Raw genomic sequence first — 23893 nt, 5'->3', positions numbered from 1 at the left:
TCCCGAACGTGCAGGACGACGACCTCCCCGACGACGACCCGTCGCCGTTCGGCGATCCCCTGCACCCCGACGACCGCCTGTGGCGCCACCCGTCGGAGATGCGGAGCGTGCCCCCCGTCGGCGCCCGCTCCATCCCCGACACGGTCGACTTCGCCCCCGCCCCGCCGCGGCGGCGCCTCGCCTGGAGCGCCCTCGTCGCCTCGAGCCTCGTCGGCGCGTCGGCGGCGCTGCTCGCCGTCCTCGCCACCGGGATGGGCGAGCGGGTCGTCGAGCGCATCGTCGAGACCCCGCCGTCCGCCGCGCCCTCCTCGCTCGTTCCGGTCGCCACCACCGTCCCGCCGAACGGTCCGGCCGAGGCGGTCGAGGCCGTCCTGCCCGGGGTCGCGCACCTGACGATCACCACCGAGGGCGGCACCGTCGACGCGTCGGCCGTCGTCGTCCGGGCCGACGGCTACCTCGTCACCGACGCCCTCCCCCTCGAGGGGGCGTCGGAGGTCCTCGTCACGCTGGCCGACGGCCGCAACCTGCCCGGCGAGGTGGTCGGCTCCGATCCGGTGAGCGCCCTCGCGGTGCTGCGCGTCGACGCCACCGACCTCGCGGTCGTCGACCACGGCACCCCCGCCGACCTCGAGGTCGGCCAGTGGGCCATGGCCATCGGCACGCACGAGGACGGCGGGCCCTCGGTCTCGTCCGGCACGATCAGCGCCCTCCAGCAGCGAGCCGAGAACGGCGCCGGCACCGTGCTCTACGGGCTCATCCGCTTCGACGCGCCGGTGCCCGGCGAGGTCGCCGGCGGACCGCTCGTCGTCGACTCGGGCGCGGTGGTCGGGGTCGCCGTCAAGGCCGACGAGGAGGCGTCGTTCGGCTGGGCCACCCCCATCGACGAGGTCCGCCAGGTGGCCGACGACATCATCGAGCTCGGGCACGCCCGCCACGCGTGGCTCGGCGTCGAGGGCCGTCGCACCACCGAGGGCGCGCTGGTCTCCGCCGTCGTGCCGCACAGCCCCGCCGACACGGCCGGGCTCCGCGCCGGGGACGTCCTGCTCCACGCCGACGGCGAGCCGCTGCCGTCGATGGGCACGCTCGCCGCGCTCATCCGGGCCGCCGAACCCGGCGACCCGATCAGCCTCACCTTCCTGCGCGACGGCGCGGAGCACACCGCGACCGCCACCCTCGGCGAGCGCAGCTGAGCCGGGCTCAGCGGCTCCCCATCTGGCGCCGCACCACGGCGGCCACGCCGGCCCCCGCCGCGACCAGCGCACCGCCCGCGACGGCGAGCGCGATCTCCTGGCGGCGCTTCGGGCTCAACGTGTCGAGCGGGCCGGGCTCGGTGCACATGACGTAGGCCTCCTCGTTGGAGTGCGCCGGCGTCCACCCCTCGGCCCGCAGCCTGTCGTTGGCGACCACCCACGGGTGGATCGTCCACGGGAGGATCTCCGGCGGCGTCGCGGTGAGGCCGAGGCGCCACCGCCACCGGGCCACCTGGTCGGCCACCCACACCGGGACCCGCGGCTGGGGCAGGGTCGCGAAGGCCCGCATGCGGTCGGGCGGGATCCACCCGTCGGGCGCCACGTTGTACGCGCCGTCGAGGCCCCGGTCCGCGGCCAGCACCACCGCGTCGGCCAGGTCGTCGAAGTGGAGGAACTGCGACGGGGGGTCGGTGTCCCCCGCGTGCACCGACGCCGCCGACGCGAGCGCCTCGCTCACCCAGCTGCGCTCCTCCTCGGCGAGCGCGACCGTGGGGCGCAGAACGGCGACCGACGTCCCCGGGGACGAGGTGCGCAGCTCGGCGGCGAGCTCCTCGATGCGGAGCTTGTCGACGGCGTAGGTGAAGCCGTCGTTCGGTCGCAGCGGCGACTCCTCGGTGAGCGGCACCGGGTTGTCGGGCCACGCGCCGTAGACCGTGGCGCTCGAGATGAGCACCACGTGGCGGGTGCCGGCGCGCCGGGCCGCGTCGAGGACCCGACGGGTGAGCTCGACGTCGATCGACGGCTCGTTGCCGCGCCGCTCCGGCGCGAACACCGACGCCAGGTGCACGAGCGTGTCGCGGCCCTCGAGGTCGGCGCCGAGGTCGTCGTGGAGGAGGTCGACCTGCCGCGTCGCCACACCGATCGTCGAGGGACCCTGGTCGGGCACGACGTCGAGACCGACGACGTCCTCGACGTCGGGGTGCGCCGCGAGCCGCCCGAGCACGCGCTGGCCGAGCGCGCCCGCGGACCCGGTGAGGACGACGGCCTTCATGGGCTTACCATGCCCCCATGAGCGGTTTCGGTCCATTCGGTGCGGGCGATCCCTTCGGCGGGCTGCCCTTCTTCGCCGACCTGGCCAAGATGCTCGCCCAGCAGGGCCCGGTCAGCTGGGACGCGGCCCGGCAGCTGGCGGCGTCGATCGCCACCGGCGGCGAGTCCGAGCCGAACGTCGACCCCGTCGACCGGCTCCAGCTCGAGCAGCTGGCACGCGTCGCCGACCTCCACGTCGGTTCCACGACCGGGCTGTCCACCTCCGCCTCCGGCCAGGTGAAGGTCGTGCCGGTCACCCGCACGCAGTGGCTCGCGTCGTCGCTCGACGTCTACAAGCCGCTCGTCGAGTCGATCGCGAGCTCCCTCGGCCCGGCCCCCGGCGACGACGCGCCCGCGGTGCCCACCGTCGACCCCGACGCCGACCCCGAGGCCGCCGTCGACCAGTGGCTCGGCGGGATGATGCAGATGCTGGCGCCGATGATGCTCGGCATGACCGCCGGCTCGATGCTCGGGCACCTCGCCACCCGCTCGTTCGGCCAGTACGACCTGCCGGTGCCCCGCCCGGGCACCGACGAGATCCTCGTCGTGCTCCGCAACCTCGACGAGTTCGGCCAGGAGTGGAGCCTCGACCGCGACGAGCTGCGCCTGTGGGTCTGCCTCCACGAGATCACCCACCACGCCGTCCTTGGCGTCCCTCACGTGCGTGACGCGCTCCGCGAGATGCTCTCCGGCTTCGCCGCCAACTTCCAGCCCGACACCGGGGTGCTCGAGGAGCGCCTCGGCAACCTCGACCCCACCGACGTGCAGGGGCTCGCCTCGGTGCAGTCGATGTTCGGCGACCCCGAGGTCGTCCTCGGCGCCATCCGCTCCCCGGCCCAGGCCGAGCTGCTGCCCCGGCTCGAGGCGCTCGTCGCCGTCGTCGTCGGCTACGTCGACTGGGTGATGGACACCGTCGGCGAGCGGCTGATGGGCCGCTACGGGCAGATCACCGAGGCCATGCGCCGGCGACGGGTGGAGGCCGCCGCGGCCGACCGCTTCGCCGGCCAGATCCTCGGGCTCGACCTCACCCAGGACCTCTACGACCGGGGCACGACCTTCGTCGAGGGCGTCGTCGAGCGTGCCGGCACCGAGGGCCTCGACCGCCTGTGGGCGGCACCGGCCAACCTCCCGACCCCGAACGAGGTCGTCGCCCCCGGGCTCTGGCTGGCCCGCATCGACCTACCGGACGACGTCTGACCCGTCCCCCGACGGCGGCGGCTGCTCCTCGGGCACGGTCCCGGGCACGATGCCGCCCTCGCGACGCAGGCGGCGCGTCGCGGAGCGCCGCACCCGACGGGCCCGGCGCGACGCCTCCTCCTTCAGCTTGCCGGTGACATCGGGCGTCCGGCGGGGGCGCAGCCGACCGTGGGCCTCGAGGAACCGGTACCCGAGCACGTAGGAGACCGCGGCGAACGCCGCCGTGCCGGCGATGAGCAGGTAGCCGATCCGGCCGGGCATGGCGACGACCACGGGCAGCGCCGCACCGACCACCCAGATGAGCTGGAAGCGGGTCTCGAACCGGGCGAACGAGCGGCCGCGGTCGGCGTCGGGCGCGTCGCGCTGGACGATCGAGTCGAAGGCCAGCTTGCCGGCACCCGCCGAGAAGCTCACGGTCAGGGCGATGAGGGCCGCGCCCACCAGCCCGCCGAGGATCGCCGCCGCCACACCGACCGCCACGAGCAGCAGGATCGACCCGACGAGGATCTGCTCCTCCTTCACCGTCCGGCGCAGGCGTGGCGTCACGAGGGCCCCGACCGGACCGCCGATGCCGGCCATCGCCGCGGCCACCCCGAAGTGCCAGGTCGGCGCACCGGTGGACACCGTCGTCGACGCCATCCCGATCGCCTCGCGGGTCGCCGCGCCCACCTGGGAGCCGAACTCCTCGACGTAGGGCTGCTCGACGGTGCCCCGCAGGGTGAAGGCGATGAGGAAGGTGAGGAACCCGACGATGCCCCGCAGGAGGCCCATCGCCGACGCCGCGAGGCGGATCCCCCCGCCGCGCAGCTCCGAGCGCTCGACCTCGGTCGGCTCGGTGCTGACCGCCTCCGCCTTCATCCGGAGCCCCATCACCGCACCGGCGCCGAACACGATCGCGGCGAGCACGCACACCGCGGGCGCGCCGCCGAGCAGCATCGCCAGGCCGCCGGGGACGACGATGACGGCGCCGGAGATGCCCGACAGGAGCGACAGCTTCGAGTTGGCCTCGACCAGCTCCTCGTCGGTGCGCACGGTGCCGGGCACGAGCGAGCTCTTGGCGACGTGGTAGCCCTTGCCGAGCACCAGCATCGTGAAGGCCTCGGGGAACAGCAGCAGCGAGTCGAGGTGGCGGGCCATCACGAGCGCGAGCACGCAGCGCAGCGCGCCGGAGCCGATGACCATCATCCGCCGACCGCCGGCGACGCGGTCGAGCGCCGGCCCGATCAGCGGCGCCACCACCGCGAACGGGGCCATCGTCAGCAGCAGGTAGAGGCCGACGCGCCAGCGGGCCGCGCTCGGGTCGATAGAGAAGAAGAGCGACCCGGCGAGGGCCAGGGCGACGAGGGTGTCGCCCGAGACGAGGCAGGCGTGGGTGCGGGCCAGCCGGGCGAAGGGCGACAGGGTGAACGACCCGCGGGCCTCGCGCCGGGCACGCGGCTTCTCGAGCGGACGCCAGCCGGTCTGGTCGGTCACGGAGCGCTCACCCCCGCCATGGTACGGCGGCGCGCCGCGGGCTCCGGGCCCGGACGGCTCAGGCCCTGGGCACCTCGTACTTGTAGCCGAGGCCTCGGATGGTGACGATCCGCGTCGGGTGCGACGGGTCGACCTCGACCTTCGACCGCAGGCGCTTGACGTGCACGTCGAGGGTCTTGGTGTCGCCGACGTAGTCCAGCCCCCACACCCTGTCGATCAGGGTCTCGCGCGGCAGGACCCGCCCGGCGTTCTCGATGAGGAGGCAGAGCAGCTCGAACTCCTTCAACGGGAGCGACACCGGTTCGCCGCGCACGACCACCTCGTGGCCCTCGGGGTCGATCGTCACGTCGCCGACGGTCATCGACTCGCCCGAGAGGACGGCCGGTTCCGACAGCGGCGTGCGCCGCAGGACGGCGCGCATCCTCGCCACCAGCTCGCGCAGCCGGTACGGCTTGGTGACGTAGTCGTCCGCACCGACCTCGAGGCCGACCACCGTGTCGATCTCGGCCGCCTTCGCGGTGACCATGATGATCGGGACCTTGGACTTCGTCCGGATCTCCCGACAGACGTCGATGCCCGACACCTTGGGCAGCATCACGTCGAGCAGCACGAGGTCCGGTGCGACCACGTCGAACAGCGCGAGCGCCTCCGCGCCGTCGCGGGCGACCTGGACCCGGAAGCCCTCGCGCTTGAGGCCCACGGTCAGGGCCTCGACGAACGCCTCTTCGTCCTCCACGACGAGGACCGTCGTCTCCGGCTGGCTCATGTCGTCCTCTCGAGAGCGGTGGGATCGGCGGCCCCGACGGGGAACCGCAGGGTGAACGTGGAGCCCTCGCCCTCGCGAGAGGCGACGAGGACCTCGCCCGCGTGGTTGTTGACCACGTGGCGGACGATGGCGAGTCCGAGGCCTGTGCCGCCGGTGCGGCGGCTGCGGGCCTGGTCGACCCGGTAGAACCGCTCGAACACCCGCTCGAGGTCCCGGGTCGGGATGCCCATGCCGTGGTCCTCGACGACGATGTCGACCACGTCGCCATCGGCCTCGGCCCAGGTGCGCACGGTCGAGCCGGCCTCGGAGTACTTGACCGCGTTCTCGAGCAGGTTGAACACGGCCGACACCAGCTGGCGACGGTCGCAGACGACGGCGAGGTCGTCGTCGGGCTCGAGCAGCTCCACCCGGATCTGGCGCTGGTCGGCCGCCGGACGGATGCGTCCGACGGCCCCGGCGAGGACCTGGCGGACGGGCACCGGTTCACGCACCTTGTCCTCCTCGACCTCGATCGAGCTCAGCTCGAGCAGGTCCTGGATGGTGCGGCCCACGCGGTGCGCCTCGGTGAGCATCCGGCCGGCGAGTCGCTCGACGACGTCGGGGTCGCGCTCGTCCATGATCGTCTCGGCGAGCAGAGCCAAGGCACCCACCGGGGTCTTCAGCTCGTGGCTGATGTTGGCGACGAAGTCGCGGCGGACGGCCTCCAGGCGGCGCCGCTCGGTCACGTCGTCGATCACCGCGATGGCGCCGCGGCCCGCCACGCCGTCCTCGAGCGGCACGGCGGTGATGACGAGGGTGCGCTTCGGGGGGCCGAAGAGCTCGATCGTCTCGACGCTGCCCTCCCCAGCGACCGCCCGCCGCAGGAGGTCGTCGATCGCCGCCTCGACGAGCGCGTCGCCGTGGCGGGCCGAGGAGTACGCCGAGCCGCTCGCGTTGTGGAACAGGATCTCGCCGTCGGCGTCGCAGATCGCGACGCCCTGGGGGATGGCGTCGAGCGCCCGGGCCATGCGCTGCTCGGCACGGGCGGCAGCCTCCAGCTCGTCGACCAGGGCGGCGCGCTGCTGGTCCGCTCGTCGCGCCGCGCTCCGGTGCAGCGCCGTCGCCACCAGCGCGGTCACGAGCGCACCGGCCAGCGCCCCGACGAGCAGGTCGGTCAACTGTCCTCCGACTCGTCCTGGGGGTGCGGGTGGGACTCGCGCCGGGCCTTGGCCCGGGCGGCGCCGGTGTGCTCCGGCATCCAGCCGGTCACCATGAACTGCACCATGTCGCCGATGTTGACCGCGTGGTCGCCGATGCGCTCGTAGTAGCGGCCGATCAGCGCCAGCTGCACCGACGCCTGGAGGTCGATCTCGCCCTGCCCGTGCGTCTCGAAGATCGCCTGGACGAAGTCCTTGTTGAGCGCGTCGAGGCGGTCGTCCATGTCGTCGAGGGCCCCGGCGAGGCTGGCGTTGCCCTCGACGTAGGCGTCGATCGCGTAGCGGTAGAGGCGGGCCGCCTCCTCGCTCATCTGCTCGATGATCCCCCGGCACCGGGGGCTGAACGTCGCCCCGTACATCCGTCGGCAGGCCTTGGCGATGTTGATGACCAGGTCGCCGGAGCGCTCGATCTCGCCGTTCATCTTCAGCGCGGTGACCACGGCGCGGAGGTCGGAGGCGAAGGGCTGCTGCAGCGTGAGCAGGCGGATCGCGTGCTCCTCGATCTCGAGCGACAGCAGGTCGAGCTCGTCGTCGGACTCGATGAGCGCCTGCGCGCCCTCGAGGTCGCCGCCGAGGAGGATCTCGGTCCCCCGCGGGATGGCCTCGGTCACGAGCGCGGCCTCTCGCACCACCTCGCGGCGGAGCTCGTCGAGCTCCTCGTGGAAGGCCCTGCGCACCTCGCCCATCGGTTCTCCGGTCGTCTCGGTCACGTGGTCGGTCTCCAGTGTGCTCGGACTCAGCGGATCTCGGCGGCGAGGTGGGCCGGATCGCCGGTGATGAGGTACCGGAGTCGCGCTCCGATGATCGTGGTGTGGTCGGAGATGCGCTCGAGCGAACGGGCGATGGAGGCCGCCCGCAGCGCGACCTCGACCGCGTTGGGGCCGTGCAGCTGCACGAGCTCGCGGATCAGGCGCTGGTGCAGCGCCTCCGCGAGCGGCGAGCCGCTCGCGAGGCTCACCGCGAGGTCGAGGTCCATCGCGCCCCACGCGCGACGTGCGGTGTGGAAGCGGTCGATCGTCTCGTCGGCGAGCGTCAACAACAGGTCGTGGAGCGCGCCGGGGTGGCACGGCGCGTGGTGCGCTGCCGCGTCACGGCAGATCCGCACCGCGTGGTCGCTGATGCGCTCGAGCTCGTTGAGCACCCGGACGACCGAGACCACGAGGCGCAGGTCGGAGGCGACCGGGGTCTGCAGGGCGAGGATCTCGTAGCACCGCTCGGTGAGCGACACGTTCATCGCGTCGACCTCGTCGTCGACCCTCGCCGCGAGGCTCGCGACACCCGAGGGCTCCCCTGCGAGCGCGCCCCTCATCCGGTCGAGGTTCTCCTCGACGCGGACCGTCATGACCTCGACCTGCAGGCGCAGCTGCTCGAGCTCGGCGGTGTAGTGGCTCCGCAGACCCATGCCCCGAACGCGACCGATCAGCCGAAGCGGCCGGTGACGTAGTTCTCGGTGCGCTCGTCGGCCGGGCTCGAGAAGATCTTCTCGGTCTGGTCGTACTCGACGAGCAGGCCGGTGCGGGTGTCGCTCGTGTCGCTCACCTCGGTGGTGAAGAACGCGGTCATGTCGCTGACGCGGGCGGCCTGCTGCATGTTGTGGGTGACGATCACGATCGTGTACTCGTCCTTGATCGCCTGCATCAGGTCCTCGATGCGCGCCGTGGCGATCGGGTCGAGGGCCGAGCACGGCTCGTCCATCAGCAGGACCTCGGGATCGGTGGCGATGGCCCGGGCGATGCACAGGCGCTGCTGCTGGCCGCCGGACAGACCGAGGCCGGAGGTGTGCAGGCGATCCTTGACCTCGTCCCAGAGCGCCGCGCCCCTCAGCGCCTTCTCCACGACGTCGTCGAGGCCCTTCTTCTGCCCGGCGATGCGCGGCCCGTAGGCCACGTTGTCGTAGATCGACTTCGGGAACGGGTTGGGCTTCTGGAACACCATCCCGATGCGGCGGCGGACCTCGACGGGGTTGACCTTCGGGTCGTAGAGGTCGACGCCGTGGTAGCGGACCGACCCCTCCACACGGGCGATGTCGATCAGGTCGTTCATGCGGTTGAGCGTCCGCAGCACGGTGCTCTTGCCGCAGCCCGACGGACCGATCAGCGCGGTGATCTGGCGCTTGCGCACGTCGAAGCTGACGTCGCGCACCGCCCGGAACTCGCCGTAGTAGACGTCGAGGTCGTCGACGTCGAAGACGACCTCGCCGAGCTCGGGCGCGGGGCCGGACGGGCTGCCGAGCGTGTCGACGTCGATGCCGACGGCCGGCGGGTTCGTCACGGTGGTCTCGGCCATGGGGGTCACCTTCTCTTCGATTCGAAGCGGTTGCGGAGCAGGATGGCGGTGCCGTTCGCGATGAGCACGACGACGAGCAGGACGACGATCGCTGCGGACGTGTTGGCCTCCCAGCCCTGGCCGCCCGGTTGGCTCGCCCAGTTGGCGATGAGCGTGGGCATGGCGGCGAAGCGCTCCCGGATCGCCGCCAGGTCGACGAACGAGTCGCCCCGGCTGAGGTAGCCGGTCGTCGCCCCGACGAGGATGAGCGGCGCGGCCTCGCCGAGCGCGCGTCCGAGGGCGAGCACGGTGCCGGTGAGGACGCCGGGCGACGCGTAGGGCAACACGTGGTGGCGGACGACCTCCCATCGGGTGGCGCCGACGCCGTACCCCGCTTCGCGGATCCCTTGGGGCACCGCTCGGATCGCCTCCGCTGCGGTGATGATGATGATCGGCAGGACGAGGATGGCGAGCGTGAGCCCGGCCGACATGATCGAGCGCCCGTTGGCGTCGGGGCCGGTGAGGGGGCGGAGGGCGTTGACGAAGATGGTCAGGCCGAGGATGCCGTAGACCACCGACGGCACGCCGGCGAGGTTGCGGATCGTGAGGTCGACGAGGTTCGTGAACCGGCCCTTCACCGCGTACTCCTCGAGGTAGACCGCAGCGGCCACCCCGAGGGGGAAGGAGACGGTGACGACGAAGACGCCGATCCAGAACGTGCCGACGAGACCCTGGATCACACCGGCGTCGGCGGCCTGCGAGGAGAGCTTCGAGGTGACGAAGTCCCACCCTCGCGTGGTGAAGACGCTCCAGCTGTCGGTCGCGACGTCGACGAGCAGCACGAGGAGGACGACCAGCGACACGGCCAACGCGCCGCCGACGACGACCTGGAAGGCCCGACCGCTGACGTCGGCTCGGCCGCCGGTGAGCTGGCGCTCGACCGAGTCCTTGCTGGTGCGCTCGGCGATCGCGCCGGGGGTGCTGAGGACGGTCACGTCGGCTCCTAGTAGATCTCGCGCACGCGCCGGACGATCCGGTTGGCGATCACGTTGAGCAGCAGGGTGGTCAGGAACAGGAGCAGGGCGACGAAGAAGAGGCTCTGGAACGTGAGCGCCTCGCCCCGCACCTGGTCGGTGCCGACGGCCTGGGAGGCGATGGCCGCCGTGAGCGTCGTGCCCGGTCCCGTCACGTCGGTGGAGAAGAGGGAGCCGCCGGTGCCGCCGGCGGCGATGAGGACGACCATCGTCTCGCCGATGGCCCGGGACACGGCGATGATGAACGCCGCGACGAGCCCCGAGATCGCCGCGGGGATCACGACCCGCACGACGGTGGTGATCTTGCGGGCGCCCATGCCGTAGCTCGCCTCGCGGAGGCTGTCGGGCACCGAGCGCATGGCGTCCTCGGAGATCGAGGCGATGAGCGGGATGGTGAGGATGCCCACGCCGATGCCCGCCGCCAGCATGTTGAACTGCGAGGCGTCGTCGATGACCCGCTGGACGACCTCGGGAGAGATGAAGCGCAGGGCGAACACACCGAGCACGACGCTCGGAATGCCAGCGAGGATCTCGAGGAAGGGCTTGAGGAACTTGCGGACCCGTCGGTCGGCGTACTCCGACAGGTAGATCGCGGCCCCGACACCGAGGGGAACGGCGACGACCATCGCCACACCGGTGACGAGGAGGCTGCCGACGACGACTGTGCGCAGGTCGTACATGCCCCGGCGCGGGAACCAGCCGTCGGTCCACAGGGCGCTCATCTCGACCTGGGAGATGAACGTCCACGCCTCCCCGAGCAGGGAACCGACGATGAGCACGCTGACCACGATCGACGTGGTGGCGGCGAGGAACACCGCCCGTCGGACCTGGGCGTCCCTCCGGACCCGGCGCTGGTCGCCCCGGAAGTCGTCGACGGACAGGACGGTCATGCGGCTCCTCGGATGCGGGCTTCCCAGCGGGCACGGGTCTCGGCCAGGTCCTCGGGAGCGAGGGGCACGTAGCCGACCTCGGCGACCGAGCGGATGCCGTCCTCTGACAGGTAGAGATCGACGTAGGCGTCGAGCGCCGCGCTGTCGTCGGCCATCTCGGCGTTGACGTAGATGAACAGCGGGCGGCTGATCGGGTAGCTGCCGTCGGCGACGGTCTCGTCGGTCGGGGCGACGCAGCCATCGCCGCCGTCGACCTCGAGGATCTTCACCCCGTCGGCCTCGCGGGCGAAGGCGTAGCCGACCCACCCGAGACCGGACGGACTGCCCTGCACGCCCTGGACGATGACGTTGTCGTCCGAGGAGCTCTGGTAGTCGGGACGGGTCGTCGCCGGCTGGCCCCGTTCCTCGTTGAGCTCCTCGATCACGAGCTCGACGAAGCTGACGAACGTGCCCGACTCCTCGCCGGGCCCGGTGACGGTGAGCGGCAGGTCGGGGAGGTCGGTGTCGGACCCGAGCTCGGCGGCGAGCGGCTCGGCGTCGCTCCAGTCGTCGACGCCCTGGGACTCGGGGCCGACGAGGGCGTAGACGTCGGCCAGCGTGAGGCAGCTCACGGCATCGTTGCGCTCGGTGGTGAGGAGCGTCAGGCCGTCGTTGCCGATCCAGAGCTCGATGAACTCGACGCCGTTCTCCTCGCACTGCTCGATCTGCTCGGGCTTGATCTTCGAGGAGGCGTCGTTGATCGCGATCTCGCCGTGGCAGAACAGCTCGAAGCCGTCGCCGGTGCCGGGACCGTCGACGGCGAGCGAGACGCGGCTGCCGGCTCCGGCGTCGAACTTCTCGGCCACGGCGACCGAGATGGGCTCGACGGTCGAGGAGCCGGAGACGACGACGGCACCGGCGAGCTGGTCACCGCCGCGTGATGTGCAGGAGGTGGCAGCGATGGTGGCTGCCAGGGTGATCGCCATGGTGGCGAGGGCCTTCCGTCGACTCGGTACCGGCGGGGACGGCACGCATCGGTCCTGCTCCTGGTCCACGGGGGTGGACGGTACGGAGGGCAGGTTGCGCGCCACCCCGCCGGAGGTGAACGAGAGGTGAACGGGACGCCAACAGTCGTGGCGTCCCGTCCACCGCTACGGGAGCGTGGCGCTACTGGGCGCCCGTGGTGCGGGCTTCCCAGAGGGACCGGGTGGCCTCGAGGTCCTCGTCGGCGAGGGGCACGTAGCCGACCTCACCGACCGAGGCGATGCCCTCGTCGGAGAGGTAGTAGTCGACGAAGGCTGCGAGGGCGGGGTTCTCCTCGGCCATCTGGGCGTTGACGTAGATGAACAGCGGGCGGGCGATCGGGTAGCTGCCGTCGGCGACCGTCTCGTCGGTCGGGGCGACGCAGCCGTCGCCGCCGTCGACCTCGAGGATCTTCACGCCCTGGGCCTCCCGGGCGAAGGCGAACCCGACCCAGCCGAAGCTGGTGTCGCTGCCCTGGATGCCCTGGATGATGACGTTGTCGTCGGCCGAGCTCTGGTAGTCGGGTCGGGTCGTGGCGTCCTGGCCGCGGTCCTCGTTGAACTCCTCGATGACGATCTCGACGAAGCTGGCGAACGTGCCGGACTCCTCGCCGGGGCCGGTGACGTCGAGGGGGGCATCGGGGAGCTCGGTGTCCGAGCCGAGCTCGGTGGCGAGGTCCTGGGCGTCGCTCCAGTTGTCGAAGCCCTGGGACTCGGGTCCGACGAGGGCGTAGATGTCCTCGAGGCTGACGCAGCTGAGCGCGTCGTTGGCCTCGTTGGTCATGATCGAGAGGCCGTCGTTGCCGATCCAGAGCTCGATGAACTCGATGCCGTTCTCCTCGCACTGCTCGATCTGGGCGTCCTTCACCTTCGACGACGCGTCGTTGATGGCGGTCTCGCCCTGGCAGAACAGCTCGAAGCCGTCGCCGGTGCCGGGGCCGTCCACCGGGATGTCGACGTCAGGGTTCTCGCCGTTGAACTTCTCGGCCACGGCGACCGAGATGGGCTCGACGGTCGACGAGCCGGAGACGACGACGGACCCGGAGAGGTCGCCGCCCGCCTCCTCGCCGCCGGCGTCCCCGCCGCCGGTCTCCTCGCCGGCGCCGCCGTTCGAGGTGTCGTCGCCGTCGTCGTCGCCGCAGGCGGCGGCGACCAGGGTGAAGACGGCGAACAGGGCGATCAGCCACGTGATGCGGCTCTTGCTGTGACTCAAGGGATGCCCTCCTTGGGCGTCGGTCCTACGTGCATCTCTGCGATGACAGGGGGACCGTACGGAGGGCGGGTTGCGCGCGACCCCGGCTCGGGCGAACGGGAGGTGAACGGAGGGGCAACTCTCGCCGCCGCCCACGGCGGGGCGGTGGCGGGGCGGCGCGGGCGGGGCTCAGGCGGAGGGCCGGCGGCGGCGTAGGTGCCCCGACTGACGCGCACGGCGCGGCCGGCGTCGGCCTCGTACCCGAGCGCGTCCGCGAGGGTCTTGACCGGGGTCGTGCTGTCGACGGCGTACCCAAGCCGGTGGAGGAGGTCGTGCAGGTCGTCCAACCGCAGGGGTCCGTGTGCGCGGAGCAGGTCGAGGGCGACGGCGCGGAGGGCCGGGCCCCACAGCAGCTGGGCATCGGCGGCGACCGGGGCGAGGGGATCCTCGTCGACGGCCGGCGGGCGCCGCCCCATCACGCCGGGGACGATGGGCCAGAGGTCGTCACGCAGGGCTCGGGCCCGCTCCAGCAGGTCGATGCGCCGGCGGGTCAGCTCCTGCAGCTCGTCGTCGAGCCGGCGGATCTCGTGGAGGACGGCGTCCCGTCGCACGTGCAGGACGACGCGCTGCGGGCGGGTGAGCCCGGCCTGTCGGCGCATCGGGCCGGTGCGGCGGGCGCTGTCGGGTCGCGGCGGACGGCGACCCCGGTGGCTGGGGTCGGCTGTGGACCGGCGAGCGGCCTCGCTCGCGTCGTCGGGCGGGGCGCCGTGGACCCATGGCGGCGGTGGGTCGTCGGGCGTCGGGTGGCGGAGGTCGGGGTCGGGCGGCCAGGGCATCTGCGGCACCTCGTGGCTCGATGAGCTGAGGGCGCTCCCCGCGCCGATGCCCCAGTCTCCCCACCCCCTGTGACACTCACCCACCGCGCATACGCGCCGAATCGGCGGCGATTCGGCGCGTATGCGCGGTGGGTGGGTGGGGTCAGGTGGAGGGGGTGGGGTGGTGGGCGCGCCGCCACTCGCGCACCAGCGCCATGCGCTCGGCGGCGGGAGGGTGCGTCGCCTGCGCCCGCTTCCACCGGCTCGGATCGAGGTCCGACAGGTTCTTCACGTGCAGCCGCCGCAACATGTCGTGCATCAGCTCCGGCTCACCGAGCAGCTCGAGCGCCTCGACGTCCGCCTGCCGCTCGAAGGCCCGGGAGACGTAGCTCATCGCCAGCCCCATCGTCCCGAACCCGACCTGCACGGCGAGCAGCAGCACCGGCAGCGACGCCGGGTCGCCCAACCCGTCCACCGAGATCGCCGACCACAGCCCCTCCCACTCCGACAGCAGCCGCAGCCCCAGCATCAGCACCAACGCCAACACCGCCGCCAGCGGGATCTGCTTCCGGAGGTGGCCGAGCCGCCAGTGCCCGACCTCGTGGGCCACCACCTGCGCGACCACCGCCGGCGGGTGCTCGAGGATCGTGTCGTAGAGCACGACCCGCCGCGTGGCGCCGAGGCCGGCCACGTACGCGTTGTCACGCGTCGAGCGGCGGCTCTCGTCGGCCACGAAGGCGCCCTCGATGTCGACGCCCGCCCGCTCGGCGATCTCCTGGATCCGCCCCGCCAGGATCTCGTCCTCCAGCGGCTCGAAGCGGTTGAAGATCGGGGCGATGACGACCGGATAGAGGAAGCCGAGCCCCACGCTGAACCCGACGAGCAGCAGCCACCCCCACAGCCACCACAGGTCGGTGCCACGGATCACCGCGTAGAGCGGCACCAGGAGCGCCAGGTTCACCACGACCCCGAGCAGGAGGCTCTTCACCTGATCGGCGACGAACCCGCCCGGCGTCTGGGTGGACAACCCCCACCGGCGGTCGTGGACCAGATCGACCCACCAGTCGAGCGCCGGGTTGTACACCAGCGCCACCACCTCGAGGAGCACGACGACGACGAGCAGCTGCGCCACCCAGTTCGACACGCCGACGGCATCGACGAGCGACTGGGGCAGCTCCAGCCCGATGACGAGGGCGATGCCGACGAGCCCGCAGGCGGCACGCACCAACCGCAGCCGGGTCAAGGGGCGCTGGCAGGCGCGCGACCGGTCCAGCTCCTCGTCGGAGAACCACTCGGCCGGGTCGTTCGGCACCCGGCGCCACGTCGACAGCTCGCTCGTCACCACGCCAGGCTCGCAGACCGCAGCACGACCCGGTCCAGGTCGTGGTCGAGCAACGACCGCGCCTCGTCGAGCACGCACCAGCGCGCCTCGTCGACCTCGTCGTCGGGACGCCGTTCGGCCGACCGGTCGGACACGACCGACATCAGCCAGTAGCGCACCAGCTTCGGCCCCTCGGCCACGGTGTACGCCGCGCCGCACAGCTCCCGGCCGAGAGCGCCCACCACCCCGGTCTCCTCCTCGATCTCCCGGCAGGCCGCGTCCTCCCACGACTCGCCGGGATCGAGCTTCCCCTTCGGCAACGACCAGTCCTCGTGCCGGGGCCGGTGCACCAGCAGCACCTCGACCTCGCCGCCGCCCGACGATCGCCGCCAGACGACGGCGCCCGCCGCCCGGACGAGCGTCCCGCCGCTCACTCCGCCCGGCGGCCGGCCCGGACCAGGGCCAGCTCCTGAAGCCGCTCGTGCGTGGAGACGCCCTCGGGTCCCTTCCGCCGCACCCACCGCCCAGACGGCTCGAGCACCCACGCGTGCTGGTCGTCCGCCAGGTTGACGTCGAGCACCTGCTGCAACCGGTCCTGCAGCGCCGGGTCGAGCACCGACACCAGCGCCTCGACCCGACGATCGAGGTTGCGGGGCATGAGGTCGGCCGAGCCGATGTAGTAGGCGGCCCGCCCCGGTCCGGCGCCGTTCGCGAAGCGGTAGATCCGGGAGTGCTCGAGGTAGCGCCCGACGATCGACCGCACCCGGATCGTCTCCGACATCCCGGGCACGCCCGGGCGCAGGCAGCAGATCCCCCGCACGATCAGGTCGACGGGGATCCCGGCCGCCGACGCCGCGTACAGCTCCTCGATGAGCCGGGCATCGACCAGGCTGTTCATCTTCATCGTGATGCGGCCCTGCTCGGGACCGGCCGCGACCTCGTTGCGGACGAGCTCGACGATGCTGTCCCGCAGCCAATGCGGCGCGACGAGCAGGCGCTGGTAGGGCACCTCGCGGGAGTACCCGGTGAGGAAGTTGAACAGCTGCGACAGGTCGGAGCCGAGGACGTCGTCCGCCGACAGCAGCCCGAGGTCCTCGTACAGCTTCGCCGTCTTCGGGTTGTAGTTGCCGGTGCCGATGTGGACGTAGCGGTGGATCCGGTCGCCCTCCTCGCGCACCACCAGCGCGGTCTTGGTGTGGATCTTCAGGTCGACGAACCCGTAGGCCACGTGCACCCCAGCCTTCTCCAGCCGGCGCGCCCACTCGATGTTGGCCTGCTCGTCGAAGCGGGCCTTCAGCTCGACCAGCGCCGCCACCTGCTTGCCGCCCTCGGCCGCACGGATCAGCGACTCGATGATCGAGCTGTCCCCCGACGTGCGGTACAGCGTCAGCTTGATCGCCAGGACCTGCGGGTCGACCGACGCCTGGCGGATGAACTCCTCCACCGACGTGGCGAACGAGGAGTACGGGTGGTGGACGAGGATGTCGCCCCGGCGCAGCTCGGCGAACATGTCGACCGGTTCGTCGTCGACCTCGGCGAGACGCAGCTGGGTGATCGGAGACCACACGGGGTCCTTCAGCTCCGGCCGGTCGAGCTCGACGAGGGCGAACAGCCCCCCGAGCCCCAACGGCCCCCGATGGACGTAGACGTCCTCCTCCTCGACCTCCAGCTCGCGCACGAGCAGGTCGCGGATCTCCGGCGACATCCGCGCGTCGATCTCCAGGCGCACCGCCCGCCCGAACCGGCGGCGACGCAGCTCGACCTCGACAGCAGCCAGCAGGTCGTCGGCCTCCTCGTCCTCGAGCGTGAGGTCGGCGTTGCGGGTCACCCGGAACGCCACCTGCTCGTCGATCTCCATGCCGGGGAAGAGGCGCCCGAGGTGGGTCCCGATGACCTGTTCGAGGGGCACGAAGCGCTCGCCATCGGGCAGGACCACGAAGCGGGGCAGCAGGCTCGGCACCTTCACCCGGGCGAAGCGGATGTCGCCGGTGTCGGGGTTGCGGACCACGACCGCGAGGTTGAGCGAGAGGTCCGAGATGTACGGGAACGGGTGCCCCGGGTCGACCGCCAGCGGGGTGAGCACCGGGAAGATGCGCGAGTCGAACTCCTCGTCGAGGAACTTGCGGTCCTCGTCGTCGAGGTCGGCGACGTCGGAGTACACGATCCCCTCGGCGGCGAGGGCGGGCACGAGCGACTCGAGGAACGCCTGCTCCTGGCGTTCGAGGAGCGGCTCCAGCGCGTCGCGGATCTCGATCAGCTGCTGCGCCGGGGTGCGGCCGTCAGGCGTGCGTCGCGTGATCCCGGCGGCGACCTGGTCCTTCAGGCCGGCGATGCGCACCTGGAAGAACTCGTCGAGGTTGCCGCTGAAGATCGCGAGGAACTTCGCCCGTTCGAGCAGCGGCGTGGACTCGTCCTCGGCCAGCTCGAGCACGCGGGCGTTGAAGTCCAGCCAGGACAGCTCCCGGTTGAACAGCCGCGGCCCCCCGGTGGTCTCGAGCTCGGTCTCCACCGGCTCGATGCTACGGCTGCTCGGCGGCGAGGAGGGCGGCGCCGATCGCGCCGGCGGGGTCGCCGAGCCGGGTCGGGACGACGTGGAGGTCGGAGTCCCAGGGGAGGAGGTCGTGGACGCGCTGCTCGACGGCGCCGAGGAACGAGGCACCGAGCCGCTCGGCGAGGCCGCCACCGACGGCGACGAGCCCGACGTCGACGACGAGGGCGACCTGGGCGAGGGCCGTCCCGACGTGCGACGCCGCGCTCTCCACCAGCTCCGCAGCCATCGCATCCCCGGACGCTAACGCCTCGGCCCAGATGCTGGACCTCATTCGGCCCTCACCCGCCAGGTCGACGAGGGCGGTGGGCTCACCGGCGTCGTGGCGACGACGAGCGATGCGCTCCATGCCCGCCCGGCCGGCGTAGGCCTCGACGTGCCCGCGCCCGCCGCACCCGCACGGCTCCCCGTCGGGGACGACGAGGAGGTGCCCGATCTCGCCCGCCATTCCGTGGGCGCCCGTGCGCACCCGGCCGTCGAGCACCAGTCCTCCGCCGACGCCGGTGCCGACGAACACCGTGAGCAGGTCGGGCGCGCCCGCGCCGGCGCCGAGCGCCGCCTCGGCCCGGGCCGCGGCGTTCACGTCGTTGTCGACGACGACGACCAGGTCCTCGCCGAACCGCTCGCGCAGCGGCGGCGCAAGGTCGACCGCGTCGTCCCACCCGGCGAGGTTCGGCGCGGGACCGAGCGTGGTGCGGCCGGCGCGGGACGGTCCGGGCCCTCCGATGCCGATGCGGTGGGGCGGCCCGTCGAGCCCGAGCCGCTCGACCGCCTCGGCGACGCGCTCGAGCACGGCGCTCGGCCCGCCGGTGCGGGGGGTCGAGCGCTTGGCGGTGGCCACCACCTCGCCGTCGGCGAGCGCGACGGCGTAGATCTTCGTGCCGCCCAGGTCGACGCCGACGGTGGGCGGCGGGGCCACGACGGGCCTCAGTCCTCCTCGGGCAGACCGAGGTCCCAGCGCAGGGTGAGGTTCTCGCGCTCGGCGTCGCGCGCCACGCGCTCGCGGTTGCGGCGGAACTGCGGGTCGTGCGGCGGCAGGAGCAGCAGCCGGGCCATGACCCGGGTGCGGAAGTCGTTGATGACCCGCTCCTCGCCGAACTCGCCCCGGACCTCCCAGTGGGGAGCGACGGGGCCGAGGTAGACGACGACCACACCACCCCGCGGCGGCTCGTACTCCTCGGCGGTCTGCTCGGACATCGGGACTCCTACCTTCGGTGACGGCTGGCCCGACAGCCTACCCAGCACGGCGTCGGCTGCCCTGCTCACCGAGTTCTTACCTGCCTCACGGAACTTTCCGCCTGCACCGCTCGTATACATGGCGATCGGAGGTCGATCTCACATGCGACACGAGACGGACGAGAACTGGATGGCCCGGGGGCGGTGCAACGATCAGCCGCCGTCCCTGTTCTTCCCGAGCGACGGCGTGGGCGTCGAGATCGCCAAGCGCATCTGCGCCGAGTGCCCGGTGAAGGAGCCGTGCCGGGAGTACGCCCTGGCCAACCGCATCGACCACGGTGTGTGGGGCGGCACCTCGGAGCGTGAGCGGCGCCGCATCCTGCGCAGCCGCCGGCTGGCGGCGGAGGCCGCGACCAGCGCCCGCTGAGCGACCCTAGGCCTGCGGCGGCGAGGACGGGCCCTGCTGCTGGCCCTGCTCCTCGTCGGTGTACCCCTCGGACATCCCCTGGCGGAACTCCTTCTGCGCCTGGCCGAGCGACCGGGCGAGCTTCGGCAGCTTGGCGCCGCCGAAGAGGACGAGGACGATGACGAGGATGATGCCGAGCTCACCGGGACCGAGGTTCACGTCGTCCAGCCTACCGGCGCGGCACGCCCCGGTCCGGTCGCCCCGCCTGCCAGGCTGAGCGCATGATCGAGTGCGTCGTCAACGTGAGCGAGGGGCGCGACGCGGCGACGCTCGACGCCCTGGCCGACAGCGCCGGCGACGCCCTCCTCGACCTGCACCGCGATCCCCACCACCACCGCAGCGTCCTCACCCTCGCCGGCGTCGACGCGGTGCGCGCGGTGGCCCGGGTGGCCGTCGGACGCATCGACCTGACCCGCCACGACGGGGTCCACCCCCGCATCGGCGCGGTCGACGTGGTGCCCTTCGTCGCCCTCGGGCGCACGCCGTCCGCCGATGCCCTCGCCGCCCGGGACGACTACGCCCGCTGGTCGGCGACGGAGCTGGCCGTGCCCTGCTTGCTCTACGGCCCCGAGCGCACCCTGCCCGACGTGCGTCGCGCGGCGTTCGCCGGCCTCCTCCCCGACCACGGCCCCGACACCCCCCACCCCACCGCCGGCGCCACCGCCGTCGGGGCCCGACCGATCCTCGTCGCCTACAACGTGTGGCTGGTCGAGCCCGACCTGTCCCTGGCCCGGCGGATCGCCCGCGAGATCCGCCGACCGGGCCTGCGTTCGCTCGGGTTGCAGGTGGGCGACCGGGTCCAGGTGTCGATGAACCTCGTCGCACCCGACGACATCGGGCCGGGCGTGGCCTACGACGCCGTCGCCGCGCGGGTGCCGGTCGCCGGCGCCGAGCTCGTCGGCCTGGTGCCGCGACGGGTGCTCCTCGCCGAACCCCGGCACCGGTGGGCGGAGCTGGATCTGGCCGAGGACCGCACGATCGAGGCGCGCCTCGATCGTGCGGGCTGGCCGTGGACGGACCGCTCTAGGCGGTGACCGGCTTGACCTCGAGGCCGGCGTTGCGGGCGAGGGCCCGCTGGCGACGGATGCGACGACGCTCCCGCTCGCTCATGCCGCCCCAGATGCCGAACTTCTCACCGTTGGTGAGGGCGTACTCGAGGCAGTCCATGCGGACGACGCAGCCTCGGCACACCTCCTTGGCCTCGCGGGTGGACGCGCCGCGCTCAGGGAAGAACAGGTCGGGGTCGACCCCCAAGCAGTTCGCGTAGTCCTGCCAACCCTTGTCGTCCGGTTCGTCGACAGTGTGCTCTCGCATGTGTCGACCCTCCTCCGGTGTCGGACGCCCATACCACAGACGTAATTACAATGGTGTGATCATGGACCCTGCCGGCGGAAAGCGCAACCCCTGCAGGCCGCGGTGGGCCGTTCGGCCCATGCGGGCCACCGCTCAGGGCGCGACGACCGGTCCCAGCGTCTGGGCGATGAGCTCGGCGATCCGCCGCCGGCCCTCGGGGGTGAGGTGCATGCCGTCCCACGCCAGGCCGGGCTCGGCGGCGATCACCGGCGCCCAGTCGGCGACGCGCATGTTCGGCCAGCGCGCCGCGGCGTCCCGGATGGCGACGTTGATCTGCCGGCGGGAGTCCGACACCTCCGACACCGTCACCCACACCACGCGCGGCACATCGGCCAGCACGGTCATCGCCTCGTCGATCTGGCTGGCGTAGTCGCCCCGCTCCCCCTCGATGTAGTTGTTGCCGAGGTGGACGACGACGGCCTCGCCGATCTCGCCGCGACGCATCGCGAGCACGTCGATCCCCTGGGCCAGCCGGCGGCTCCCCACCGCGTCGTAGGTGACGAGCCACTCGGGCAGCGCGGAGGGGATCGACGACGTGGTGCCGAGGAAGACCGAGTCGCCGAGCACGAACACGCTGTTGCGCCCCGGCGGAGGTCCCGGGACCGGCGGCGGCAGCGGCGGGTCGACCGGCGGGTTCGGCGGCGCGGTCGTCGTCGTCGGCAGGAGGGGTAGGCCGGAGTCGACCTCCTCCGGCGCCGAGGTGGTCGTCGTGGCCTCGGTGGTCGAGGTCGTCGACTCGGAGGTGGTCGACGACGCCACCGTGTCGGTGGTGGCCGGCGCGTCGGTGGTGCTCGTCGTGGACGCGGCGTTCGGGCCGGCGTCCGCGCCGCCGCACGCCGCCGCCACCAGCGCGACCGCGAGGAGCAGGAGCAGCAGCCGATGCCCTACCCGCCGCGGCGCCTCAGGCGCCACGGGCACGACCTCGCATCATCTGGCGCTTCTGCTCGATGAAGTCGACGAGCACGTAGTCGCCGAGCGTCTCGGGGGTCGTGAAGAACGCACGGCCGCGGTTCATCTCGGTGAGCCGCTCGATGAAGTGCTGCAGGTAGCTGTTGGCGTCGAGCATGAAGGTGTTGATGCGGATGCCCTCGCGGGTGCAGCGCGCCACCTCCTGCAGCGTCGCGTCGACGGTCTCCTTCACCGGCGGGTAGCTGAAGAACGGCTCGCCGTTCGGGAGGATGTGGGCGGTCGGCTCGCCGTCGGTGATCATGATGATCTGCTTCGTGCCGCTCTGGCGGGCGAGCATCCGGCGGGACAGCGCGAAGCCGTGCTGCATGTTCGTGCCGTAGACGAAGTCCCACGACACCTCGGGCAGCTGCTCGGGCGTCAGCTCCCGTGCGACCTCGGAGAACCCGACGATGCCCATGAAGTCGCGGGGGAACTGGCTCGTGATGAGCGAGTGGAGCGCCATCGCGACCTTCTTGGCGGGCAGGAAGTTGTCCCGCATCGGCATCGACAGCGAGAGGTCGAGCATCAACACGGTGGACGACCGGGTGAGCTGCTCGGTGCGCTCGACCTCGAAGTCCTCCGGCAGCAGCCGGACCGGGGTGCCGCCGCCCGTGCGCTGCACGGCGTTGCGGACGGTGCGCTCGATGTGCAGGTTGAACGGGTCGCCGAACTCGTAGGGCTTGGTGTCGTACTCCCGCTCGTGGCCGATGCCGGTGCGCTCGAGCTGGTGGCGACCCATCTTGTCCTGGGCCAGCTTCTTGAACAGGTCGTTGAGCGCGTTCTGTCCGAGGCGACGGATGGCACGAGGCGTGAGCTCGAAGCGCCCCTCCTTGTTCTCGATGAGCCCGGCGTCCTCGAGCATCTTGGCGAGCTCGGCCATGCGGTCGAGGCTCTTCGCGGCATCGTCGCCGAGCAGCTCGCGGGCCCGATCGATGTCGACCTCGGCGAGGGCGCCCGGGTTCGTGGCCCCCCGCAGGAGGTTCTCGAGCTGATCGATGTCGCCGAGCTCCTGCATCATCTCGGCCGCCTCGGCGAAGCCGAGCGGGTCCTGGCCGCGGAAGTCGAAGCTGCGGTTCCAGCCCATGTTCGGGAACGCCGACTGGAGGTTGGCGGCCAGCTGGTTGGCCTGGAACGCGAGGTCCATGTCCTCGAGCAGCTGCTCGGAGAGGCCCTGCAGCTGGGCGCGCTGCTCCGGGGTCATCGAGTTGAGCATCGCCTGCATGTTGGCCATGCGCTCGGCCATGACCTCGAGGAGCTCGTCGAGGGTCTGGGGGTTCTCGGGGAAGAAGTCGCCGAAGCGGTCCATGAACCCCTCGAAGTCGGGCTCCTCACCCCGCTCGCGCTGCTCGAGCATCTGGTTGAGCTCGGCCATCATGTCCTTCATGCGCGCCATGTCCTCGGGCGTGAGGTTCTGCATGGCGCCGGCCATCTGGTCGACGTACTGCTGCATCAGCTGCTGGCGGAGCTGGTCGAGGAGCTCCTCGAAACGCTGCTGGGCCTCGGCGGAGGTGAAGTCGTACTCCTGGAGCTCGCGGACCTGGCCGGCGAGGTCCGGCGGCAGCATGTCGAGGCCCATCTGCTTCTCCATCACCGACTGCTCGGTGATCTCCTGGCGGCGGGCGTCGCCGGAGTCGCGCGCCTCCTGGGCCAGCTGGTCGAGCGCCTCCCGCTCGGTGTCGACGACGTCGCGGAGCTCCTGGGCGATGTCGTCGTAGACGCCACCGAGGTCGTAGCGGTCGAGCTGGTCCTTGCGGCGCCGGCGCAGCTTCTCGAGCATCTCGCGGACGCCCTGGAGGCGCTCGCCGTTCTGGTCGGTGAAGCCGGACTGCATCATGCGGCGGAGGGCGGCGTTGAGGTCGCCGTGGTAGAGGAGGTCGTCGGTGATCTCCTCGAGCACGTCGAACGCGTTGAGCTCGAACCCCGTCTGGGTGCCGTCCCAGCGGGAGTAGCGGAACTGCGAGCCGCCCGTCACC

At 72.1% G+C, this 23893-nt stretch carries 25 protein-coding genes; 4 read left to right on the top strand and 21 right to left on the bottom strand.

Annotated features, from left to right (window positions below; all coding sequences use genetic code 11):
- Positions 1-8: 8 nt before the first annotated feature.
- Positions 9-1190: a S1C family serine protease gene (locus GH723_RS01995; RefSeq protein WP_153758081.1), complete on the top strand. Its 1182-nt coding sequence runs from the start codon at positions 9-11 to the stop codon at positions 1188-1190.
- A 7-nt stretch (positions 1191-1197) separates the two neighbouring features.
- Here the strand turns inward: GH723_RS01995 and GH723_RS01990 are convergent, their stop codons facing one another.
- Positions 1198-2241, bottom strand: coding sequence for an NAD-dependent epimerase/dehydratase family protein (locus tag GH723_RS01990; RefSeq protein ID WP_195210466.1), 1044 nt, complete (start codon positions 2239-2241; stop codon positions 1198-1200).
- Positions 2242-2258: 17 nt separating this feature from the next.
- Between GH723_RS01990 and GH723_RS01985 the strand changes: the two genes are divergently transcribed.
- Positions 2259-3476 carry a zinc-dependent metalloprotease gene (locus GH723_RS01985; protein ID WP_153758079.1) on the top strand — a complete coding sequence of 406 codons (1218 nt, stop codon included), beginning with the start codon at positions 2259-2261 and terminating at the stop codon, positions 3474-3476.
- Here GH723_RS01985 and GH723_RS01980 read toward each other — a convergent pair.
- The 16 genes from GH723_RS01980 to GH723_RS01910 form a co-directional block, all read right to left on the bottom strand.
- Positions 3459-4949: an MFS transporter gene (locus GH723_RS01980; protein WP_153758078.1), complete on the bottom strand. Its 1491-nt coding sequence runs from the start codon at positions 4947-4949 to the stop codon at positions 3459-3461. The two genes, GH723_RS01985 and GH723_RS01980, sit on opposite strands and share 18 nt — an antisense overlap.
- Before the next feature lie 58 nt (positions 4950-5007).
- Entirely contained in the window at positions 5008-5715 is a 708-nt protein-coding gene (locus tag GH723_RS01975) for a response regulator transcription factor (protein ID WP_153758077.1), read from the bottom strand.
- On the bottom strand, positions 5712-6872 hold the full coding sequence (locus GH723_RS01970) for a sensor histidine kinase (RefSeq protein ID WP_153758076.1): 1161 nt from the start codon (positions 6870-6872) through the stop codon (positions 5712-5714). Before GH723_RS01970 ends, GH723_RS01975 begins: the two co-directional genes overlap by 4 nt.
- Positions 6869-7621, bottom strand: coding sequence for a phosphate signaling complex protein PhoU (gene phoU, locus GH723_RS01965; RefSeq protein WP_153758075.1), 753 nt, complete (start codon positions 7619-7621; stop codon positions 6869-6871). The genes GH723_RS01970 and phoU overlap by 4 nt, the downstream gene beginning before the upstream one ends.
- A gap of 26 nt (positions 7622-7647) precedes the next feature.
- Positions 7648-8313: a phosphate signaling complex PhoU family protein gene (locus GH723_RS01960; protein ID WP_153758074.1), complete on the bottom strand. Its 666-nt coding sequence runs from the start codon at positions 8311-8313 to the stop codon at positions 7648-7650.
- Positions 8314-8330: 17 nt separating this feature from the next.
- Complete coding sequence (gene pstB / locus GH723_RS01955) at positions 8331-9197, bottom strand: phosphate ABC transporter ATP-binding protein PstB (RefSeq protein ID WP_153758073.1); 867 nt, start codon at positions 9195-9197, stop codon at positions 8331-8333.
- Positions 9198-9202: 5 nt separating this feature from the next.
- Complete coding sequence (gene pstA / locus GH723_RS01950) at positions 9203-10171, bottom strand: phosphate ABC transporter permease PstA (RefSeq protein ID WP_153758072.1); 969 nt, start codon at positions 10169-10171, stop codon at positions 9203-9205.
- An 8-nt stretch (positions 10172-10179) separates the two neighbouring features.
- Positions 10180-11100, bottom strand: a complete 921-nt coding sequence (gene pstC / locus GH723_RS01945) for a phosphate ABC transporter permease subunit PstC (protein ID WP_153758071.1) — start codon at positions 11098-11100, stop codon at positions 10180-10182.
- On the bottom strand, positions 11097-12065 hold the full coding sequence (locus GH723_RS01940) for a substrate-binding domain-containing protein (RefSeq protein WP_153758070.1): 969 nt from the start codon (positions 12063-12065) through the stop codon (positions 11097-11099). The genes pstC and GH723_RS01940 overlap by 4 nt, the downstream gene beginning before the upstream one ends.
- A 181-nt stretch (positions 12066-12246) precedes the next feature.
- Complete coding sequence (locus GH723_RS01935; protein WP_195210465.1) at positions 12247-13314, bottom strand: substrate-binding domain-containing protein; 1068 nt, start codon at positions 13312-13314, stop codon at positions 12247-12249.
- Positions 13311-14129: a hypothetical protein gene (locus GH723_RS18380; RefSeq protein ID WP_195210464.1), complete on the bottom strand. Its 819-nt coding sequence runs from the start codon at positions 14127-14129 to the stop codon at positions 13311-13313. The genes GH723_RS01935 and GH723_RS18380 overlap by 4 nt, the downstream gene beginning before the upstream one ends.
- A 142-nt stretch (positions 14130-14271) precedes the next feature.
- Positions 14272-15450 carry a M48 family metallopeptidase gene (locus tag GH723_RS01930; protein WP_195210463.1) on the bottom strand — a complete coding sequence of 393 codons (1179 nt, stop codon included), beginning with the start codon at positions 15448-15450 and terminating at the stop codon, positions 14272-14274.
- Positions 15447-15863 (bottom strand): NUDIX hydrolase, encoded by a 417-nt coding sequence (locus GH723_RS01925; RefSeq protein WP_153758067.1) that lies wholly within the window; start codon positions 15861-15863, stop codon positions 15447-15449. Before GH723_RS01925 ends, GH723_RS01930 begins: the two co-directional genes overlap by 4 nt.
- Positions 15860-17938 carry a polyphosphate kinase 1 gene (gene ppk1 / locus GH723_RS01920; protein WP_229022965.1) on the bottom strand — a complete coding sequence of 693 codons (2079 nt, stop codon included), beginning with the start codon at positions 17936-17938 and terminating at the stop codon, positions 15860-15862. The genes GH723_RS01925 and ppk1 overlap by 4 nt, the downstream gene beginning before the upstream one ends.
- Positions 17939-17948: 10 nt before the next feature.
- Complete coding sequence (locus GH723_RS01915; protein WP_195210462.1) at positions 17949-18896, bottom strand: ROK family protein; 948 nt, start codon at positions 18894-18896, stop codon at positions 17949-17951.
- A gap of 8 nt (positions 18897-18904) precedes the next feature.
- Positions 18905-19174 carry a hypothetical protein gene (locus tag GH723_RS01910; RefSeq protein ID WP_153758065.1) on the bottom strand — a complete coding sequence of 90 codons (270 nt, stop codon included), beginning with the start codon at positions 19172-19174 and terminating at the stop codon, positions 18905-18907.
- Between the two features lie 142 nt (positions 19175-19316).
- On the opposite strand from GH723_RS01910, the gene GH723_RS01905 reads away from it, so the two are divergent.
- On the top strand, positions 19317-19580 hold the full coding sequence (locus GH723_RS01905; protein ID WP_324248592.1) for a WhiB family transcriptional regulator: 264 nt from the start codon (positions 19317-19319) through the stop codon (positions 19578-19580).
- Between the two features lie 6 nt (positions 19581-19586).
- On the opposite strand, the gene GH723_RS18620 is transcribed toward GH723_RS01905, so the two are convergent.
- Positions 19587-19778 (bottom strand): Sec-independent protein translocase subunit TatA/TatB, encoded by a 192-nt coding sequence (locus GH723_RS18620; RefSeq protein ID WP_153758063.1) that lies wholly within the window; start codon positions 19776-19778, stop codon positions 19587-19589.
- Between the two features lie 62 nt (positions 19779-19840).
- Here GH723_RS18620 and GH723_RS01895 point away from each other — a divergent pair, with 62 nt between their 5' ends.
- Complete coding sequence (locus GH723_RS01895; protein WP_153758062.1) at positions 19841-20653, top strand: glutamate formiminotransferase; 813 nt, start codon at positions 19841-19843, stop codon at positions 20651-20653.
- Here the strand turns inward: GH723_RS01895 and GH723_RS01890 are convergent.
- The 3 genes from GH723_RS01890 to GH723_RS01880 all read right to left on the bottom strand — a co-directional run bounded on the left by GH723_RS01890 (position 20643) and on the right by GH723_RS01880 (position 23892).
- Positions 20643-20933 carry a WhiB family transcriptional regulator gene (locus GH723_RS01890; RefSeq protein WP_153758061.1) on the bottom strand — a complete coding sequence of 97 codons (291 nt, stop codon included), beginning with the start codon at positions 20931-20933 and terminating at the stop codon, positions 20643-20645. The genes GH723_RS01895 and GH723_RS01890 overlap by 11 nt on opposite strands.
- Positions 20934-21065: 132 nt before the next feature.
- A complete protein-coding gene (locus GH723_RS01885) occupies positions 21066-21884 on the bottom strand; it encodes an SGNH/GDSL hydrolase family protein (protein ID WP_229022964.1) in 819 nt (272 codons plus the stop codon).
- Positions 21874-23892, bottom strand: coding sequence for a vWA domain-containing protein (locus tag GH723_RS01880; RefSeq protein WP_153758059.1), 2019 nt, complete (start codon positions 23890-23892; stop codon positions 21874-21876). Before GH723_RS01880 ends, GH723_RS01885 begins: the two co-directional genes overlap by 11 nt.
- Position 23893: the final 1 nt, after the last annotated feature.

The organism is Actinomarinicola tropica, from assembly GCF_009650215.1.
GTDB lineage: Bacteria > Actinomycetota > Acidimicrobiia > Acidimicrobiales > SKKL01 > Actinomarinicola > Actinomarinicola tropica.
This window is presented reverse-complemented; position numbering and strand designations above follow the sequence as displayed.